Annotated in this window: 13 protein-coding genes; 9 read left to right on the plus strand and 4 right to left on the minus strand. The window is 65.6% G+C overall.

Annotated elements, in window-relative coordinates; translation table 11 throughout:
- The first annotated feature begins 4 nt into the window (after nt 1-4).
- From MJ606_RS00125 to MJ606_RS00145, 5 genes are all read left to right on the plus strand, one after another.
- Nucleotides 5-2,461, plus strand: coding sequence for a TonB-dependent receptor (locus tag MJ606_RS00125; RefSeq protein WP_243047311.1), 2,457 nt, complete (start codon nt 5-7; stop codon nt 2,459-2,461).
- A gap of 153 nt (nt 2,462-2,614) precedes the next feature.
- Nucleotides 2,615-3,499, plus strand: coding sequence for an EamA family transporter (locus tag MJ606_RS00130; RefSeq protein ID WP_243047312.1), 885 nt, complete (start codon nt 2,615-2,617; stop codon nt 3,497-3,499).
- Between the two features lie 262 nt (nt 3,500-3,761).
- Nucleotides 3,762-4,469, plus strand: coding sequence for a hypothetical protein (locus tag MJ606_RS00135; RefSeq protein ID WP_243047314.1), 708 nt, complete (start codon nt 3,762-3,764; stop codon nt 4,467-4,469).
- Between the two features lie 195 nt (nt 4,470-4,664).
- A complete protein-coding gene (locus tag MJ606_RS00140; RefSeq protein WP_243047315.1) occupies nt 4,665-6,341 on the plus strand; it encodes a hypothetical protein in 1,677 nt (558 codons plus the stop codon).
- A 538-nt stretch (nt 6,342-6,879) separates the two neighbouring features.
- Nucleotides 6,880-7,710: an alpha/beta hydrolase gene (locus MJ606_RS00145; protein ID WP_243047317.1), complete on the plus strand. Its 831-nt coding sequence runs from the start codon at nt 6,880-6,882 to the stop codon at nt 7,708-7,710.
- A gap of 102 nt (nt 7,711-7,812) precedes the next feature.
- Here MJ606_RS00145 and MJ606_RS00150 read toward each other — a convergent pair whose 3' ends face one another.
- From MJ606_RS00150 to MJ606_RS00165, 4 genes are all read right to left on the minus strand, one after another.
- A complete protein-coding gene (locus tag MJ606_RS00150; protein WP_243047319.1) occupies nt 7,813-9,732 on the minus strand; it encodes an AI-2E family transporter in 1,920 nt (639 codons plus the stop codon).
- Between the two features lie 172 nt (nt 9,733-9,904).
- Entirely contained in the window at nt 9,905-11,554 is a 1,650-nt protein-coding gene (locus MJ606_RS00155; protein WP_243047320.1) for a M20/M25/M40 family metallo-hydrolase, read from the minus strand.
- A gap of 143 nt (nt 11,555-11,697) precedes the next feature.
- Nucleotides 11,698-12,492 (minus strand): SDR family oxidoreductase, encoded by a 795-nt coding sequence (locus MJ606_RS00160; protein WP_243047321.1) that lies wholly within the window; start codon nt 12,490-12,492, stop codon nt 11,698-11,700.
- Between the two features lie 134 nt (nt 12,493-12,626).
- The gene (locus MJ606_RS00165; RefSeq protein WP_243047322.1) at nt 12,627-13,457 is read right to left on the minus strand and encodes a plasmid replication/partition related protein; all 831 of its coding nucleotides are present in this window, start codon (nt 13,455-13,457) and stop codon (nt 12,627-12,629) included.
- 134 nt (nt 13,458-13,591) lie between these two features.
- On the opposite strand from MJ606_RS00165, the gene MJ606_RS00170 reads away from it, so the two are divergent.
- The 4 genes from MJ606_RS00170 to MJ606_RS00185 all read left to right on the plus strand — a co-directional run bounded on the left by MJ606_RS00170 (nt 13,592) and on the right by MJ606_RS00185 (nt 18,359).
- Nucleotides 13,592-14,539 (plus strand): peptidylprolyl isomerase, encoded by a 948-nt coding sequence (locus tag MJ606_RS00170; RefSeq protein WP_243047323.1) that lies wholly within the window; start codon nt 13,592-13,594, stop codon nt 14,537-14,539.
- 154 nt (nt 14,540-14,693) lie between these two features.
- On the plus strand, nt 14,694-15,248 hold the full coding sequence (locus MJ606_RS00175; RefSeq protein WP_243047324.1) for a PadR family transcriptional regulator: 555 nt from the start codon (nt 14,694-14,696) through the stop codon (nt 15,246-15,248).
- A gap of 35 nt (nt 15,249-15,283) precedes the next feature.
- Nucleotides 15,284-16,078 (plus strand): siderophore-interacting protein, encoded by a 795-nt coding sequence (locus MJ606_RS00180; RefSeq protein ID WP_243047326.1) that lies wholly within the window; start codon nt 15,284-15,286, stop codon nt 16,076-16,078.
- Nucleotides 16,079-16,190: 112 nt separating this feature from the next.
- The gene (locus MJ606_RS00185; RefSeq protein WP_243047328.1) at nt 16,191-18,359 is read left to right on the plus strand and encodes an AsmA family protein; all 2,169 of its coding nucleotides are present in this window, start codon (nt 16,191-16,193) and stop codon (nt 18,357-18,359) included.
- Nucleotides 18,360-18,367: the final 8 nt, after the last annotated feature.

Consider the following 18,367-nt stretch of genomic DNA (forward strand, 5'->3'; position numbering starts at 1 on the left):
AAACATGTCGCTTCGTCACGATGCATGGCCGCGCGCCCGCCTGCTTGCTGTTGCCGTCGCCAGCGTATTTGCTGCGTCACCGGCCCAGGCACAGTCGCTGCCCGCCGATAAGCAGGCCACGACCCTGGACCAGGTCGTGGTCACCGGCGTCCGGGCAAGCAACCGCACCTCGCTGGACTCGCCGGTGCCGGTGGACGTACTCACCGAGCAGGACCTGCGCAGCGCCGGTGCCGTCAATGGCGAGCTGGGCGCCGCGCTTGCCGTGCTGCTGCCGTCGTTCAATTTCCCGCGCCAATCCAACTCGGGCGGATCGGACCATGTGCGCGCCGCGCAGTTGCGCGGCCTGTCGCCGGACGAAGTGCTGGTGCTGGTGAACGGCAAGCGCTTTCACACCTCGGCGCTGGTCAACACCGACACCAAGATCGGCAACGGCACGACGCCCGTGGACTTCAATGCCATCCCCATCAGCGCCATCAAGCGCATCGAGGTATTGCGCGATGGCGCGGGTGCCCAATACGGCTCCGATGCGATTGCCGGCGTCATCAACATCATCCTCAAGGATACGCCCAAGGGCGGCGAGGTGACGGCGGACTATGGCGCCTACCATACGCACTTCAGCCCGACCGACCGCGAGATCACCGATGGCCAGGGCGGCTATGCGGCCGCCGACTTCGGCACCACGCTGGGCGGCACCGGCTTCTTCCATGCCGGCGTGGAAACGAGCCACCACGCCGGCACCAATCGCGCGGGTGACGACACCGTGCCGGATTTCATCGCCGATCCGACCCCGGCCAACCTCGCCCTGCGGGGACAACGCAACTATGCGGCCGGCGATCCGCCCAACGAAAGCTACAACGGCTGGCTCAACAGCGAACTGCCGTTGAACGAGCATGCCAGCCTGTATTGGTTCGGCACTTATACGCAGCGGCATACCATCGGCGACAACTATTTCCGCTATCCCGACAGCGATGCGAACGTGCCGTCGATCTATCCGGATGGCTATCTTCCGCAATCCATTGGCCACAACCGCGACGCCCAGACCGCCGGTGGCATACGCGGCACGCTGGGCGAGTGGAGCTACGACGGCAGCTTGAACTGGGGCAGGAACGCCTTCGACTACGACCTCAGGGATTCGCTCAATGCCTCGCTGGGCGCGGCAAGCCCCACCTACTTTCACATCGGCAGCTATGCCTTCAACCAGGGCACGGCCAACCTGGATGCCAGTCGACAGTTCGAAGTGGCGGGACGACCGCTGAGCCTGGCGCTTGGCGGCGAGTATCGCTATGAAAACTTCAGCACCGGCGCCGGCGACCCAGCGTCCTACGCGGTGGGTCCCATCGATGCACCCGCCGGGGCGCAGGCCGGCGGCGGCCTGCAGCCGCAGGACGCGGCCAATCTTTCGCGTCGCGTACAGGCGGCATATGCCGAAGTGTCCAGCGATATCACCGACGCCTTCTTTGCCGACGCCGCCGGACGCTACGAGCACTACAGTGACTTCGGCGGCAACTGGAGCGGCAAGCTGAGCGCGCGCTGGGAATTCACGCCCGGCTTCGCGTTGCGCGGCGCCGCTTCCAACAACCTTCGCGCGCCATCGCTGAGCCAGATCGGCTATGAGGCCACCACCACCGGCTATGGCGCCGATGGCAAGCTCGTCACGGGTCGCATCCTGTCGGTCAACGATCCACTGGCGCGCGACCTGGGCGCGCAACCGCTGAAACCGGAGAAATCGCGCAACTTCAGCCTGGGCATCACCGGCCAGCTGGGCAGCGCGTTCGACTTCTCCCTCGACGCCTATCAGATCGCCATCGATCACCGCGTCACCTTGTCCGAGACGATCGACAACGATGGACTGGAGCAGTACATCCAGCAGAATTTCGGCGTGGCCGGCGTGCAGAGCGTGCAGTTCTTCACCAATGCGGTGAATACCATCACGCGCGGCGCCGAACTGGTAGGCAATTACCGCACCTTGGTCGTCGATGGCAACCTGCTGCTTACCCTGGCCTATAGCCACAACAACACGCAGATCCGCAGCGTGGAGGCCACGCCGGCGGCGCTCATCGCGGCCGGCGCGGATAACGTGCTGTTCGGCGTCGAAGCGCGCAATACGCTGACCGATGCCGCACCGCGCCAGCGCGGCAGCTTTACGGCCAAGTGGGACAACAAGCACTGGGGCCTGCTTGCCCGCGTCACCCGCCAGGGCGCCACCACCCGCGTGTTCGATTTTGGCGACGGTTACATCCCGACGCAGACCTACGTGCCACGCTTCCAGCTGGATGCCGAGGTCGAGTATCGCGTGACGGATCGGCTCAGCTTTGCGCTGGGCGGCGACAACATCACCAACCAGTACCCCACCCGCTCCGACAGCGACATCAACTACGGCGGCAATTTTCCGTACGACGTGATCTCGCCGATCGGCAGCAACGGCGCGTACTGGTACGGACGGGTGCGCTACACATTTTGAAAGCGGCGCCGGCCGTTGCCCTCGTTGCGGACCGGATCAACGACTGCTGCCAGCGGTTGTCAGCACAGGTGAACGCGAAGCGGTCCGCCGGGTAGGTTTCGCCGGCTTCCGCAGGCATCATGGATGCATCGTTCCCCTGCCCCGGCTGCGTCCATGTCATCACGCTCCATCGTTGCTCCGGTCGCGCTTGCGGTCGGCCTGCTGTTGATCAGCATGGTTTCGTACCAATGTGGCGCATCGCTGGCCAAGCACCTGTTTCCGCAGGTCGGCGCGCAGGGCGCCACCGCCTATCGGCTGGGGTTCAGCGCGCTGATCCTGCTGATGTGGCGGCGACCATGGCGCCGGCTGGGCAGCCCGCGCGACTGGCGCGTGCTATGGGGCTATGGCCTCGCGATGGGGGCGATGAACCTGGTGTTCTATATGTCGCTGCGCACGATCCCCCTGGGCATCGCGGTGGCGCTGGAATTCACCGGGCCGCTGGTGCTCGCCCTGCTCGGTTCGCGCCGGCTGCTCGACTTCGTCTGGATCGCGCTGGTGGTGGCCGGACTGGCTCTGTTGCTGCCGCTGCGCGAGCAAATGCATGGACTCGATCCGGCCGGCGTGCTGTATGCGCTTGCCGCGGGCGTGGGCTGGGCGCTGTATATCGTGCTGGGGAAGAAGGCAGGTGCTGCCTATGGCGCGGATGCCGTGACGCTGGGCACCTCGATCGGCGCCTTGCTGGCGATCCCGTTCGGTGTCGCGCATGCCGGCGGCGCACTGCTGTCGCCAGCGTTGCTGCCCTATGCGCTGGGCGTGGCAGTGCTCAGTTCGGCCCTGCCGTATTCGCTGGAGATGGTCGCACTGACCCGGCTGCCCGCGCGCACGTTCAGCACCTTGTTGAGCGTGGAGCCGGCCATCGCGGCGATTGCCGGCGTGGTGTTGCTCGGCGAGCAGCTCAGCGCGCTGCAATGGCTGGCCATCGTGGCGATCATGGTGGCGGCGGCCGGCACCGCATTGAGCGTGCGTCGCCCCACGTTGACCGAGCCGCTGGCCAACTGAGCGTCGCCCACAAGTGCGGCGGCAGCGACGCGCCCGGCTGGGAGTGGGGTTAAAGTAGCGCGGGTGGCGTTCGGGCCAGGCGCCCGGGGATGGAGGCTTCGATGAACCTTCGATCGCGCGAAACCGGCTGTACCGATGGCGACGATATCGGCGCAGCCCCTTTCACACGCCGCGTGCGAGCGTCATCAACATCTTCTTTTTTTCGACCTGGGTAGCTGTTTGCTCCGCCGCGCCGGAACTCATCTGGCAGGGCTTTCTTACGGTGATCCATCATTTCAGCTGGATCACCGTATGGTCGGCGGTTCTGGTCGGTTCCATCGTGGCCTTCTTCGTGGAGCCGTTGACGGAGCGCCTGCGAAACCTGAGCCTGCAACTCTCGCACCGACATAAAACTGCCACGCACGCCACCCTATCGGCTTTCGCTTTTGCCGTGCTGGCGGTCCTCGTGCATGAGGCCATCACCAGCTACGTGCTGGCCGCCAAGACCAGCGAACACGCCAGCGACAGTCTCTTTTCGGCGATATCGGTGGTCTTCCAGTGGGCGTGCATTCCGTTCATGACAACCATCGCGTGGTTCTGCGCCTATGGCCGGTGGTGGATCGGCCTGCTCGCACTGCTGCTGGCCTTGCTGGCCATCGCGCTGGTGGGCGTGGTCTTTGAGTGGGACATCCAGGACATCCTCACCACCGCCATTCCCTGCACGTGCATTCTCCTGGTCGGCTTTGTCCATATGCGCAAGCACCTTGACCAGCAGGTGCTGTCCCGCTGCGCCCTGCTGACGGCCGCCATCGCATTGATATGGCTGGTCTCGGCGGGGTTGCTGCAACTCATCCTTTCGCTGTTTGCGCCGAAGGGCATGTACGTCTACACACGGATCGAATACGTGATCGATGTTCGCTTCTACCTGGGCTGGATCATTGGACTGGCCGTCGCCCCCAGGCCGGCGGTTTCGCATGCCGCCGGGGCCTGAGCTGTGAACGCATGGCACTCCCGCGCGGGTGGCGCGACAGCTCAATAAATATGACTCGCGCCACATTTTGCGTGATAGGCTTGGCCGGTCCGGGCCTGCGCGCCCGGGCCAGCGGCGCTTGATCTTCAGACCGGTGTATGGGGATTTCCCGGCAAAGGAATGCGTGACCTCGTGCAGGTTCGCTCGGAGGCTGCCATGACTCCTCTGGTTGTCGGCGTCACCAGCCATCGCAATATTGCCGCCGCCGAGATCGAGCCGATCCGGCAACGCGTGCGGGACTTCTTTGCCCAACTGAAACGCGAATTTCCCTCGCTGCCGCTGGTGGCGCTGTCGTCGCTGGCCGAGGGCGGCGATCAGCTGTTTGCCATCGAGGCGCTGGCCGCGGGCGCACAGCTGGTGGTGCCGTTGCCGCTGCCGAAGGATCTGTACCTCGATGATTTCGCCGAGCCGGCCGTGCGCGGCCGCTTCGAGGCGCTATGCGATCGCGCGCAACTCATCCCGCTGCCGCTGCTGAAAGGACAGACGCGTACCACCATCGCATCCCATGGCCTGGCGCGCGACCGCCAATACGCGAAGGCCGGCGTCTTTGTCGCCAGCCACTGCCATATCCTGATGGCCATTTGGGACGGCAAGGATTCGGGCCGGCTCGGCGGCACGGCGCAGATCGTCAGGTACTACCTCAGCGGCTCCATGCCAGGGCTGATCGAACGCCATCGCGAGGCGCGGCATGTGCTCGGCGTGGGCGACGAGCATCTGCTCTATCACATCGTCTGCTCGCGCGAGGGCGCCGATGCCAGCGTTGCCGCCGGCCTGTCCGCCTTGCAGACCATGTGGCGCACCGGCGACACCGTTTCGCCCGACCCCGCCATGCCTGCGGAATTCCGGCAGATGTTCGAGCACATGGCCGAGTTCAATGCCGATTGCGACAAATACAGTGACGACATAGCGGAGGCGGCGCGTGCGCATCATGAGCCTCATACGGCGGAGGACGTCAATCGCCTGTTCCGTGCGGCCGACTGGTTGGCCATCCATTTCCAGAAACGCGTGCTGCTGGCCCTGCGCTCGACCTACACCCTGGCGGCGCTGATGGGCATCGCCTTTACCTTCTATGCGCACCTGTCCGAACAGAACAACCTGATCTACATGTTCCTCGTGCTGTTTGCGACCGGTGGCTTTGTCGCCCTGCTCGCCCGCCGCCGCCAATGGCATCGCAAATACCTCGACTACCGCGCGCTGGCGGAGGGCTTGCGCATACAGTCGTACTGGCGCCGCGCGGGCATCTCGACCCACAGCGAGCATGAATTCGCCCATGACAATTTTCTGCAGAAGCAGAACATCGAGCTTGGCTGGATCCGCAACGTCATGCGTACCGTGGGCCTGCATCCGCCGCCGCGACCCGCGCCCGATGCGCTGCCCCAGGTGATTGCGGAATGGGTGGGCGAATCGGGCAAGAGCGGGCAGCTGCACTACTTCGAGCGCAAGACCATCGAACGCACCGGCCTGCACCACATTACCGAAACCATCGGCTCCATCAGCCTATGGGTGGGCATCGCCATCAGCGTGTTCCTGGCCATCTTTGCGCTAAGGCTGGCGGAAGCCACCAAGACCACGCTGGTCCTGGTCATGGCGGTGCTGTCCATCATTGCCGCCGTCAGGGAGGCCTATGCCTACCGGAAGGCCGACAAGGAACTGATTCGGCAGTATCGCTTTATGCAGCGCATCTTCAGCGGCGCGCGCGCCGCGCTCGACCGCACCAATGACCCCAGCGAGCAGCGCGACATCCTGCGCTCACTGGGTGATGCCGCGCTCACCGAACATGCGGAATGGACCCTGATGCACCGCGAGCGCCAGGTGGAGCACAGCAAGCTGTAGCAAACCAGTAACAGCCCTGGGCAGCGGCCGGGCGGCGCGGGCCGCTTCATTCGATATAGACATCATTTCGGTAAAAGTACCCATTTAGGGGAAGCGTTTTCGCGCAAGTCTGTCTAGCCTGCACAGTCAGGCCGAGGTCGCATGGCTTACACCGTTCCCGACACCAACGCCGACCATGCCGCATGAAGTGTTCGGCGTGAACAAGGACACCCGCCAATGGCGCTGCCTTCGTTTTCTTCCTCCGGCGGCCGGGTTGGCTGGAGCGAACGGCGATCTCCATCGAGCACAGGCGCAGCGCGCCCGACCGGCAGGAAGTGAGCACAGCAAGACGACATTCCGGATCAAGTCCACATGAGGAGGCACGGCCATGAGCAACATCGTAACGAGTGATGACGTTAGCCAGTCCCGCCGCAAGGTCGTAGTGGGCACGGCTGCCGCGGCCGCCGCCGCGGTGGCCATGCCGCTTTTATCGGCAGCCAGCCATGCAGGCGCCACTGCTTCAGCAACAGGTTCACACACGGCCTCCGGAGGCGCGCATATGGGCAGCAGCAAAATCACCACCAAAGACGGCGTGGACATTTTCTACAAGGACTGGGGCACCGGGCAGCCGATCGTGTTCAGCCATGGCTGGCCGCTGTCGGCCGATGACTGGGATGCCCAGCTGCTGTTCTTCCTCAGCCACGGCTATCGGGTGATCGCGCATGACCGGCGTGGCCACGGTCGATCGACCCAGACCGCCGATGGCAACGACATGGACCACTACGCCGCCGATCTCGCCGCACTGACCGAAGCCTTGGACCTGCGCAATGCGATCCATGTCGGCCATTCCACCGGCGGCGGCGAAGTGGCGCGCTACGTGGCCCGCCATGGCATGGAGCGCACGGCCAAGATCGTGCTGATCAGCGCTGTTCCGCCGATCATGGTCAAGACCAAGGACAACCCGGACGGCACGCCGCTGGAAGTGTTCGACAACTTCCGCGCGCAGCTCGCCGCCAATCGGGCGCAGTTCTATCTGGACATCCCCACCGGCCCGTTCTATGGCTTCAACCGGCCCGGCGCGAAGGTATCCGAAGGCATCATCCGCAACTGGTGGCGTCAGGGCATGATGGGCGGCGCCAAGCCCCAGTACGACTGCATCAAGGCATTCTCGGAAACCGACTTCACCGAGGATCTGAAAAAGATCACGCAACCGGCACTCGTGCTGCATGGCGACGATGACCAGGTAGTGCCCTATAAGGACGCTGGCGTGCTGTCGGCCAAGCTGCTGAAGCACTCGACGCTGAAGATCTACCCCGGGTTCCCCCACGGGGCGCTGACCACCCACGCCGATGTCATCAACGCGGACATGCTCGCCTTCTTCAAGAGCTAACGATGTGATCATCCTGGCCTCTCCGCCCACAGCGGCGGAGGGGCCATCGCTCCCGCGTACCCCGGCCGTGACGGGCAAACACCGGCCCTGTCAAGGGCTCACCTACGGTTTCGCCGCGTCCGTGGGAAACCGTGCGATCGCCTGCTGCGCCGCCGCCTCGAACGAACCCACCACTTCATTGACGTCGGCCTTGATGGCGACGGGTTCTTCGCGTGGGGCCAGCAGTTCCGGCAGCAATACGGCCACGATGCATGCGCCGGGGAAGCGCTTGCGCATGTCATGCGCCAGGTCGTCGCCAGCTTTCTCCCTGGCCGGATCGGCGCTGACGATGTAGAGCATGGAAACGGCGTTGGGCGTCAGCTCCGGATGCGGCTCGGCCGCGAAGGCGGCGAGGTCCTCGATGGAAAGGTGACGCGCATCGATATGCAGGTCGCGCAGGATGCGGGTGAGGATTTCCGTGGCCAGTTCGTCAGCCATCGAGCCTAGCCCGATACAAAGCACCACCGACTCCGGCGCCACCTCAAGCGGCCCCTGCCAACGCCCACTGACATCCTCGCGATGTTGGCGCAGGCGACGTCCAATGCTGGCATCGTCGAGCACCGAGGTGCGGCGGTGCCAGCGGGACCATTTGCGTCCCTCGCTGCCCAACGCCTCGATCACCGCCACGATGGCGCTGCGAACACCCATTTGCTGTTCACGGGTAATGGCGCTGCGCGCCAGGTCGATGCGGGCAAGCTGCATGGCGGGCAGCAACACCAGATCACAATAAGCCGCAAAGGATTTGCGCTTCAGGAAAGTGCGGGCCTCGGCGATGATCTCTTCGGAATCACCGGAGAGCGCACGCTGATAAAGCCGCTGGGGCATCGTCAACGCAGGCGCATCGCCGAGCAGGATGCTCAGCAGGTCCAGCGCCTTCACGTGCCGGCCCGCCACCACCAGGCACAGCGTCAGCGGCGTGGACATGATCAGTCCCACCGGCCCCCATAGCGAGCTCCAGAAGATCGCCGCCACCACCACCGCCAACGGCGACAGGCCGGTGGTGTGACCATAAAGCAGCGGCTCGACCACCTGCGACACCACCACTTCGACCACCGCATACAAGGCCAGCGTCATCAGCAACAGCGTCCAGCCCGGCACCACCGCCGCCGCGAACACCGCCGCCAGCACCGCCACCAGCCACACCCCCACATACGGCACAAACCGCAGCGCCGCCGTCAGCACGCCCCACAGCGGCGCATTGGGAACCCCGATGAGGACCAGGCCCAGCCAGATCGCCACGCCAACGCCAACGTTGACCGAGAAGGTGGAAACGAAAAAGCGCGACAGGCGCTCGCCCGCATCGTTGATCGCCGCGGTGGTGGCGCGCAGGTCCGTGCCACCCGCCAGGCGGATGAAACGGTCACGCAGGGACTCGTGCTCCAGCAACACGAAAATCAGCACCACCAGCACGATGCCCGCGGTCTGCAGCGGAATCCACGCGGTGGAAAGGATGCGCGTGACCACCGCCATCGGCGTGGTCGGCGCATGCGCTTCCGTCGTTAGGTTGTTTGTATTTGCCGCAGGGGCGACCAGGTATGGCGGCGCACTGCTCGCTGCCAGCGGCGGATAGGTGTCGTGCACCTCGGCCTGGCTGATCACCTTGCCGACCTCGCCCTGCATCGCCTCCATGCGCCCCAGCGTCATCGCGCGCAGCGTCTGCACCTTGGCATGGATGGTCGCCTCGTACTGCGGCAGGCTGCGGGCCATGTGCACCATCTGCGAGCCAATCACCGTGGTCAACCCGCTCACGATGACCACCAGCGCCAGCACGGTGACCATCACCGAACCGGTATGCCCCAGACCGATGCGCCGGTACAGCCGGATCCATGGCGCCATCAGCAGGCTCAGGAAAAGCGCCAGCGCGACGGGCACCAGCACCTCGCGCCCGAAGTACAGCAACGCCAGCACGGTGCCGGCCGCCACGATGATGATGGGACGCTGGCTCGGCGAACTGGCGGGCGACGCGTGTATTTCGGAAGACATGGATAAACCCCTGGCCCATGGCGGTCAGCCCGATGAGAGCGGCGCAGCCGCCGGGCTGGGCAGAGCATAGCCTTGCGCGGTCGACATTGTGTGGACGAATGGCCTGCCGCCAGTCGCCAGACGCATCACGGCCCGGGCGTGACCTGCACGCCCGGGCCGTGGGCGGTGTCGCCTAGTTGGTTTTCTGGCTGCCGGGATGGGACACGAAGCGCGGCGGCGTGGCCTCGTCGGCGAACTGCCAGGCACTCAGATAAGCCAGCCTGAGGATCTTGGCCATCTTCGGATAGTCGATCTTGTCGGCGGTGTCGCTGGGGTGGTGATAATCCGGATGGAAGCCGGTGAACCACCAGAACGCCGGCACGTTGTGCAACACGAACGGGAACTGGTCGGAGCGGAAGAACACGTTGAGCGCGTATTCGTGATCGAAGCGGTCGTCCAGCACCAGGCCCACCTGCTGGTTCGCCGTGGCCACCGTGTGCTGGTAGTCGGGGCTATAGGCCGCACCAATCAGGTTGAGGCGATTGCTGGTATCGGCCGGCACCTGGATCAGGCCATCGGTCTGGGCGCTGGGCTGCTCGTCGCGGCCGATCATGTCGAAATTGATCATGGCGCGGGTGGTGTCCAGCGGGCGCAACGGATGGGCGGCGAGGTAGTACGCACCCAACAGGCCACGTTCCTCGGCGGCGAATACCGCGAACAGGATCGAGCGCTTGGGCTTGGTGGGGTTGGCCGCGAACGCGCGGGCCAGGGTCACCACGCCGACCGTGCCCGAGGCATTGTCGTCCGCGCCGTGCCAGATCTTGCCGTCGCTTTCGCCATCGTGATCGTGGTGCGCACTGATGATGACGGTTTCCGGCGCCAGCTTGGGATCACTGCCCTCCACCAGGCCCACCACGTTCCACGTCACCGCTTCGCGGCGCGAGCTGTTGTGCAGGTGCAGGCTGATGGCCGTATCGGGCAAGGCCAGTGAATGATTCTTGAGGTCCTTGTCGATGGACTGCTGCAGCGCCGCCGGCGTGCTGCCGCTGGTCGCCAGCAGCTGGCTGGAAACATCGGCCGAGATCACCATGCTGGGGATATGCAGCGGATTGTCGACCAGCGCCTGCGCCGGGATCGGATGGGCCGCGTGCTCGGTCTGGTGGCCAATGCGGGCGCGAACCTCCTGCGCGGAAGGATGGTTATGCGACGGCTCGGGCGCGATCAACACCGCCACGGCGCCGTGCTCCTGCGCGTTGAGCACCTTGACGTAGCCGGTGGCATAGCGCGTATTGCCGGTGCCGTTGAAGATCGAACCGGCATCGGTCTCCTGCGGCTCATGATCGAACACCAGCACCACCTTGCCCTTGACATCCAGGCCGGCGTAATCGTCATAGCCAAGTTCCGGCGCGGTGATGCCATAACCGGCGAACACCACCGGCGCCTCGACATCACGATCCTCGGGGAATGCGCCGGATACCTCCGGACTTTTCCACTCGATGCTCTTGCCCGCGCGCTTGAGTGCAAGCCGGGTGGCCTGGGCATCGGGCCGGTATTCGACCAGCGGCACCGCCTGCAGATAGCTGGGCTTGCCCTGGGCATCGGTAGCCACCGGCTTGAGTCCGGCCTTGGCGAATTCCGAGGCGATCCACTGCACGGCAACGTCGTCACCGGGCTGCAGCGAAAGGCGGCCATCCAGGGCGTCGGAGGCAAGAAAACCGATGTCGGCACGCAGGTCGGCGTCGCGAATCTGCGCCAGGCCGGGCTGCTCGGCGGAAGGCGTGGCGGCTAGCGCCGTGGCGGACACGCTCGCGGCAAACGCGATGGCGAGGAAGGTACGATGCATGGCTACTCCAGGTGGCGCGGAAGCGCGGACGTCTACATGACGAACGCTCCGAGGGTGCCATGCGGGCATCGCCAGGGCAAACCCACATGCCGGCGGACGGGCGCACGGCGCTCGAAGATGCGCCGTGCTTCCCCATGCCGCGATCAGACCACCGAGCGCACCACGCCGCCATCGACGCGCATGGCGGCACCGGTGGTGGCCGACGCCTGCTCGGACGCCAGGTACACGGAGAGGTTGGCCACTTCCTCCACGGTCGCCAGGCGCTTGATCAGCGAGGTGGGGCGATGCGTCTGGATGAAGTCGCGCTCCACCTCGGCCTGCGTCACGCCCTGCTCGGTGGCGATCTTGCCGAAGAACTCGTTGACGCCCTCGGAGCGGGTCGGCCCCGGCAGAATGGCGTTCACCGTCACGCCGGTGCCGGCCAGCGTTTCGGCCAGGCCACGGGACACCGCCAGTTGCGCGGTCTTGCTCATGCCGTAATGCACCATCTCCGCAGGAATCTGCACGCCCGACTCGCTCGACACGAACTGGATGCGTCCCCAGCCTCGCTTGGCCATGCCTTGCGCGTAGTGCCGCGACAGGCGCACGCCGCTCAGCACATTGACCTCGAAGAAGCGCAGCCAGTCGCTGTCCGGAATGTCGAAAAACGCCTTGGGCTCGAAGATGCCCAGGTTGTTGACCAGGATGTCCGCCTCGGGAACCTGTGCGATAAGTTGCTGCGCACCTTCGAGCGCGCCCAGGTCGGCGGCCACGCCGCTGAGCCTGGCGCCGGCCACCGCTGCCGTCACCGTCGCCATGGCTTCATCGACGCGCGCCTGGGTACGGCCGGTGACAACGACATGGGCGCCGGTTGCGGCAAGACCACTGGCGATGGCGAGGCCGATGCCCGCCGTTGAACCGGTAACGATGGCCGTGCGGCCGGTCAGGTCGATATGCATGCACATTCTCCAGGTGGCATCCGGGGATGCGTTGAAACACTTCAGCTGACGTGGCGGCAGCGGCTCGCCGATCCAAGGGTACGTCAGGTGAAAAGAGTCACTTTACCGATGGGCTGCCAGGCGACCGGCCCGAGTCAGGCGTCCGCGGTTGCCATGCCCTCCTGCAGCGCCAGCAGCTGCTGGCGCAGCGCTTCGTTCTCGGCGGTGAGCTCGGCTACGCGACGGCGCAGCCGATCCAGCTCGCTTTCCTCCGCAGGTTCCTGCGCGGCGGGTTCCTTGGGCGGCTTGCGGCGCGACTCGCGTACGCGCTTGGCCACCTGCTTCAGCTCGTCGCTGCCGGCCATGGCGGCGGCGCGTTGCTCCTCCGCAGGCAGCGTGGCCACGACGGCAGCGGCATTGATGGAAAGCATGCCGGACTTCACCGCGGCCACCACTTCGGGCGCGGCCTGCTTGTGGATTTTTTCGATCAGCACCACCTGGTTGTTGCTCAGGCGTGCTTCGCGGGCGATGGCCTGGCGGCTGGGCAGCGACGAAGACGCCGTGGCGGCGGGCGCCGCTGCCTCCACCCTGGCCTCATCGGCTGCTTGCGCGGCCTCCTCGGCGAGGGCTGGCGTCTGCTGCAGCTCCTGCGCACGGGCACGACGCTCCGCCAGGATCTCGCGCTTGCGCAAGGCGAGCACGCCACGCTGGAAGTCCGACACGCTGCGCCGCCCCAGGTGTTGCTCGATCATCCACAGATGCACGTCTTCCATGGACTGGAAGCGCGTGTTCTGCACCGTCTGGAACGGCAGGTCGTGCTTGCGGCAGATGCCGTAGCGGTTGTGGCCATCCACCAGGATATTGCCCCACAGCACCAGCGCATCGCGGCAGCCCTCGGCGAGCAGGCTGCGTTCCAGCGCCTCGTACTCGTCCGGCGTCAGGGGATCGATATAGGCCTTGAGTTCTTCGTTGACGACAATGTCCATGTGGGCGGGGTCACGGAAAGGGGGCGGCATTGTAGAGAAGCCGCGCCACGAGTGCCCCATCCGATGACGATGGGCTTGCGTCGGGCCCGCACCGGTCTGCTAAGTTGCGGCTTCCTTGCCTTGGACGGATGCCCATGGAAACCAAGCCTCGCCTTATCGCCGCCCTGTTCGGCCTCACCCTGCTTGGCGCCACGGCCCTGTCCGGCGTGCATGCGCAAGCCTCGGCAAACACGCCCACGCCGAAGGAACTGCTGGGCAAGTCCACCGCGCAGGAATGGCGCACGCCCGACCCGCAGAACCTGCTGGTGATGCAGCTGCCGCAAGGCCAGGTGCTGATCGAACTGGCGCCGGACTTCACGCCACTGCATGTCGCCAACATCCGCACGCTGGCCCACGAGCATTATTTCGACGGCCTGGCGATCGTGCGCGTGCAGGACAACTTCGTGACCCAGTGGGGCGACCCGCAGAGCGACGACAACGGCGACAAGAACAAGCTCAAGCCGCTGGGCACCGCCAAGGCCACGCTGCCGCCGGAGTACACGCGCCCCTTCGACGCCAGGCTGCCGTTCACGGCGCTCGCCGACGGCGACGTATATGCGCCCGAGGTGGGCTTCTCCGAAGGCTTCCCGGTGGGACGCGACCAAGCCAGCGGACAGGAGTGGCTGGCGCATTGCTACGGCATGGTCGGCGTGGGCCGCGACATCGATCCGCAGACCGGCAGCGGCAGCGAGCTCTATGCAGTGATCGGCCAGGCCCCGCGCGGGCTGGACCGCAACCTCGCCGTGGTCGGTCGCGTGCTGCAGGGCATGGAGTATCTCTCCGGTCTGCCGCGTGGCACCGGGCCTTTGGGTTTCTATGAGAAGCCGGCGCAGCGCGTGACGATCCACTCGGTGCAACTGGCCTCCGACCTGCCCGCGGCGAAGCGTCCCGCCATCGAAGTGCTGCGCACGGATAGCGCCACGTTTGCGGCACTGGTGGATGCCAAGCGCAACCGTCGCGACGATTTCTATCGCCAGCCGGCCGGCAAGATCGACTTGTGCAGCATCAACGTGCCGGTGCGGGAAGCCAAGCCCAAGCCATAGGCAGCCGCCCCCACTCGACCTGCAGACGCCGGCCTCGTGCCGGCGTTCGCGTTGTTGGCGGCTGCTGTCGGCAAACCCTCATGGGACGCACTTGCCGGCGCCCAGCATTTAGATATATCGTTTTACAAATAGATATATCTAAATAAACCCGCGAATGCGTCCATCCCATCGAGATACCCAACGACACCCGCACGGCGGCGACTTCGCCGGCTGGGATGGCGCCAGCGGCGGCGGTCGGCGCGGTGGCGGCCGCCTGCTCGGCCATGGCGACCTCAAGCTGCTGTTGCTGGCGCTGATTGCCGAGCAGCCGCGCCACGGCTACGAACTGATCCGCCTGATCGCCAGGATGTTCCACGGCCGCTACACGCCCAGCCCCGGCGTGATCTATCCCAGCCTGACCCTGCTGGAAGAACTCGGTCATATCCAGGTGGAACAGGAAGGCAGCCGCAAGCTCTACGCCATGACCGCGCCGGGGCGTGCCTTCCTTGCCGACAACCGCGATGCAGTCGAGGCGATGACGCTGCGTACACGCCATGCAGCACGCACGGCGGCGAAGATGGCCTTGCCCCCGGCGGTACGCGAGGCCATGCATGCGGTGAAACACGCCCTGCTCACGCGCGGCGACACCTGGAATGCCGCCGAGGCACGGCGCGTGGCCGCCCTGCTGGAGCACGCGGCCCAGGCGATTGCCAGCCCAAGCGACGATTGAATCCCACTGCCCTTTCCCCAGTCGAGAGATGCCCCATGACCCGACACGTCCACACCATGCAGCGCCACACCGTCGTGCTGCGTGAGATCGAAGTACGGCGCGTGGAGCGCCTCTCGCTGCATATGCAGCGCGTGATTTTCGGCGGCGAGGCCCTGCGCGGCTTCCTCAGCGCATCCCCGGACGATCACGTGAAACTGTTCTTTCCCAACAGCCAGGGGCAACTGGTGCTGCCCACGCCGGGCGAGGGACGACTCGAATTTCCCGAGGGCGTCGAACGCTCGCCGATGCGCGACTACACGCCGCGCCGTTACGACGACGAACTCAATGAACTGACGATCGATTTCGTATTGCACGGCGATGGCCCCGCTTCCGGCTGGGCGGAACAGGCACGGCCCGGCCAGCGCATCGGTGCCGGCGGCCCGCGCGGCTCCTTCATCGTGGCCAATGACTTCGATCATTACGTGATGATCGGCGATGAAACGGCACTGCCGGCCATCGGTCGCTGGCTGGACGAACTGCCCTATGGCGCGCACGCCATCGTATTGGCCGAAATACCCGGCAGCGGCGATCGGCAATCGCTGAGCTCGCAAGCCCAGGTCGATTTCACCTGGCTCGAACGCAACGACGCCGATGCCGCTTCCAGCCAGCGCCTGGAACAGGCGCTGGAACAACTGCCCACGCCGACGGGCGATACCTTCTGGTGGATTGCCGCCGAATCGGGCCGCGTCCGCCGCATGCGCCAATACCTTACCGACGAGCGCGGCATCCCCAAGGATTGGCTGCGCGCCACCGGCTATTGGAAGGCCGATGGCACCGAGGATGACGCGTGACGGGCATGAATTCTTGCTGAGCAAGCACCGCCATCACCACATAAATTTGCCATCGGCGCGGTTATGAGTGGACACAACGACCGGCCCGCGCCGGTGCATGCAGGAGATGGCGATGGCATGGCCCCGCCGACGATGGTTGTGGTTTGTCTACGTGCCGCTGGCCATCGTGCTGTTGTTGATCGTGGTGCTGCTTGTCGTCATTGCCACGTTCAACTGGAACCGGCTCAAGCCCGTTATCGATGAACACGTCAGCCAGGCCATCGGGCGCCCTTTCGTCATCCAGGGCGAGCTGAGCGTGACATGGGCGCGTGAGCGCCATGCAGGTGGCCTCGCTGCATGGGTCCCCTGGCCCATGCTGGAAGCCCGCGACGTCACCATGGCCAATCCCGACTGGGCGAAACAACCCCGCTTCGCCGAGCTCGACGCCGTGCGTTTCCAGCTGGCGCCGTTGCCGCTGCTGTGGCGCCACATCGAGATTCCCACGCTGTACCTGGTGCATCCCCGTATCGACCTGGAGCGCGACGCCCAGGGACGCACCACCTGGGATCTCAAGCTCGCCACCAGCACGCAGCCGTCGACATGGACACTCGACCTGCATGCCATCGGCTTCGACCGTGGCCATATCGCGCTGGACGATGCCCTCGACCGGATGCAATTGCAGGTGGCGGTGGAACCGCTGCAGCGTGCCATCGCCTACGACCAGATCGTCGCCGAACAGTCGTCCGACGCCCGCGAACAGGCCGGCAAGACCGTCGGCGCCGATGCCCGCAAGATGCTTGCCAGCGAAGCCAACGACAATCGCTACACGCTCCGTGGCACACGCGCCGTCTATCAATTTGCCTGGCAGGCCGAGGGCAGTTACCAGGGCGCCCCGATCCATGGCCAAGGCAAGACCGGCGGCGTGCTTGCCCTGCAGCAGAACGATCAGCCGTTCCCGGTGCAGGCCGATGTGCATGCGGGCGACAATCACATCGCGCTGGTGGGCACATTAACCGATCCGCTGCATCTGGCGGCGCTGGATATTCGCCTGTGGTTCTCCGGCACCAGCATGGCCAAGCTCTATCCGCTGACCGGCATCACCCTGCCCGATACGCCGCCTTACGCCACCGAAGGCCATCTCACCGCGCAACTCAAGACCGGCGACAGCCACTATGCCTATGACCACTTCCGTGGTCGCGTGGGCGGCAGCGACCTGGCAGGCGACCTTGCCTTCGCCACGGGCGGGCCGCGGCCCAAGCTGACTGGCGACGTCACCTCGCAGCTGCTGCAGTTCACCGACCTGGCGCCACTGATCGGCGGCGGCTCCAACGCGCAAAAGCAACAGCGCGGCGATGTCACCACGCAGCCCGTGGACAAGGTGCTGCCGGTGGAGCCCTTCCGCACCGACCGCTGGCGCGCGATGGACGCCGACATCACCTTGCATGCCGCGCGCATCACGCGCGATGCGCAGCTGCCCATCGATGCCGTATCGACCCGCGTGGTGATGGACAACGGCGTGCTGCAGTTGGACCCGCTCGCCTTCGACCTGGCCGGCGGCAAGGTCAACGGCAAGCTGCGCCTGGACGGCAGCAAGTCGCCGATGCAGGGCACGATCCGGCTGGGCGCGCGCCATCTCAAGCTCAAGCAGTTGTTCCCCGGCTTCGAGGCGATGCGCACCAGCCTGGGCGAAATCAACGGCGATGCCGCGCTCGATGCGTATGGCAATTCGGTCAGCGCGTTGCTGGGCTCGTCCAGTGGCGAGGTGAAGCTGCTGATGAATGACGGCGCCATCAGCAAGACATTGCTGGAAACGGCCGGCCTCAACGTGGGCAACATCATCATCGGCAAACTGTTCGGCGACAAGACGGTGAAGATCAACTGCGCGGCCTCCGACCTGACCGCCAGCCATGGCCTGTTCCAGACGCGCCTGTTCGTCTTCGATACCGAAGACGCGGTAATCAATGTCGATGGCACGGTCAATTTCGCCAATGAGCAACTCGACCTGGATGTGCGGCCCCATTCCAAGGGGGTGCGCGTCCTGTCGCTGCGCTCGCCGCTCTACGTCAAGGGCACGCTGAAGAACCCCGACGTGGGCGTGCAGCCGGGGCCGCTGATCCTGCGCGGCGGCAGCGCCGTGGCCCTGGCGGTGGTCGCGCCGGTGGCCGCCTTGCTGCCGTTGGTCGTCGCCAGCAAGGGCGACCCCGACAACACCTGCGCCACGGTGCTCCAGCAGATGCGCGTGCCACCCAAAACCCAACCCGCACCCGCGATCGCCACGCCACGGCCCGCCACGCGGCACTGATCCGCATC

Origin of the sequence: Dyella sp. RRB7, assembly GCF_022761115.1 — a bacterium.
Taxonomy (GTDB): Bacteria; Pseudomonadota; Gammaproteobacteria; order Xanthomonadales; family Rhodanobacteraceae; genus Dyella.

What these genes read in the sequence shown, in the direction of transcription:
- MJ606_RS00125 (WP_243047311.1), top strand. Translation starts at nt 5, where the DNA reads ATGTCGCTTCGTCACGATGCATGGCCGCGCGCCCGCCTGCTTGCTGTT.
- MJ606_RS00130 (WP_243047312.1), top strand. Translation starts at nt 2,615, where the DNA reads ATGTCATCACGCTCCATCGTTGCTCCGGTCGCGCTTGCGGTCGGCCTG.
- MJ606_RS00140 (WP_243047315.1), top strand. Translation starts at nt 4,665, where the DNA reads ATGACTCCTCTGGTTGTCGGCGTCACCAGCCATCGCAATATTGCCGCC.
- MJ606_RS00145 (WP_243047317.1), top strand. Translation starts at nt 6,880, where the DNA reads ATGGGCAGCAGCAAAATCACCACCAAAGACGGCGTGGACATTTTCTAC.
- MJ606_RS00150 (WP_243047319.1), bottom strand. Translation starts at nt 9,732, where the DNA reads ATGTCTTCCGAAATACACGCGTCGCCCGCCAGTTCGCCGAGCCAGCGT.
- MJ606_RS00155 (WP_243047320.1), bottom strand. Translation starts at nt 11,554, where the DNA reads ATGCATCGTACCTTCCTCGCCATCGCGTTTGCCGCGAGCGTGTCCGCC.
- MJ606_RS00160 (WP_243047321.1), bottom strand. Translation starts at nt 12,492, where the DNA reads ATGCATATCGACCTGACCGGCCGCACGGCCATCGTTACCGGTTCAACG.
- MJ606_RS00165 (WP_243047322.1), bottom strand. Translation starts at nt 13,457, where the DNA reads ATGGACATTGTCGTCAACGAAGAACTCAAGGCCTATATCGATCCCCTG.
- MJ606_RS00170 (WP_243047323.1), top strand. Translation starts at nt 13,592, where the DNA reads ATGGAAACCAAGCCTCGCCTTATCGCCGCCCTGTTCGGCCTCACCCTG.
- MJ606_RS00175 (WP_243047324.1), top strand. Translation starts at nt 14,694, where the DNA reads ATGCGTCCATCCCATCGAGATACCCAACGACACCCGCACGGCGGCGAC.
- MJ606_RS00180 (WP_243047326.1), top strand. Translation starts at nt 15,284, where the DNA reads ATGACCCGACACGTCCACACCATGCAGCGCCACACCGTCGTGCTGCGT.
- MJ606_RS00185 (WP_243047328.1), top strand. Translation starts at nt 16,191, where the DNA reads ATGGCATGGCCCCGCCGACGATGGTTGTGGTTTGTCTACGTGCCGCTG.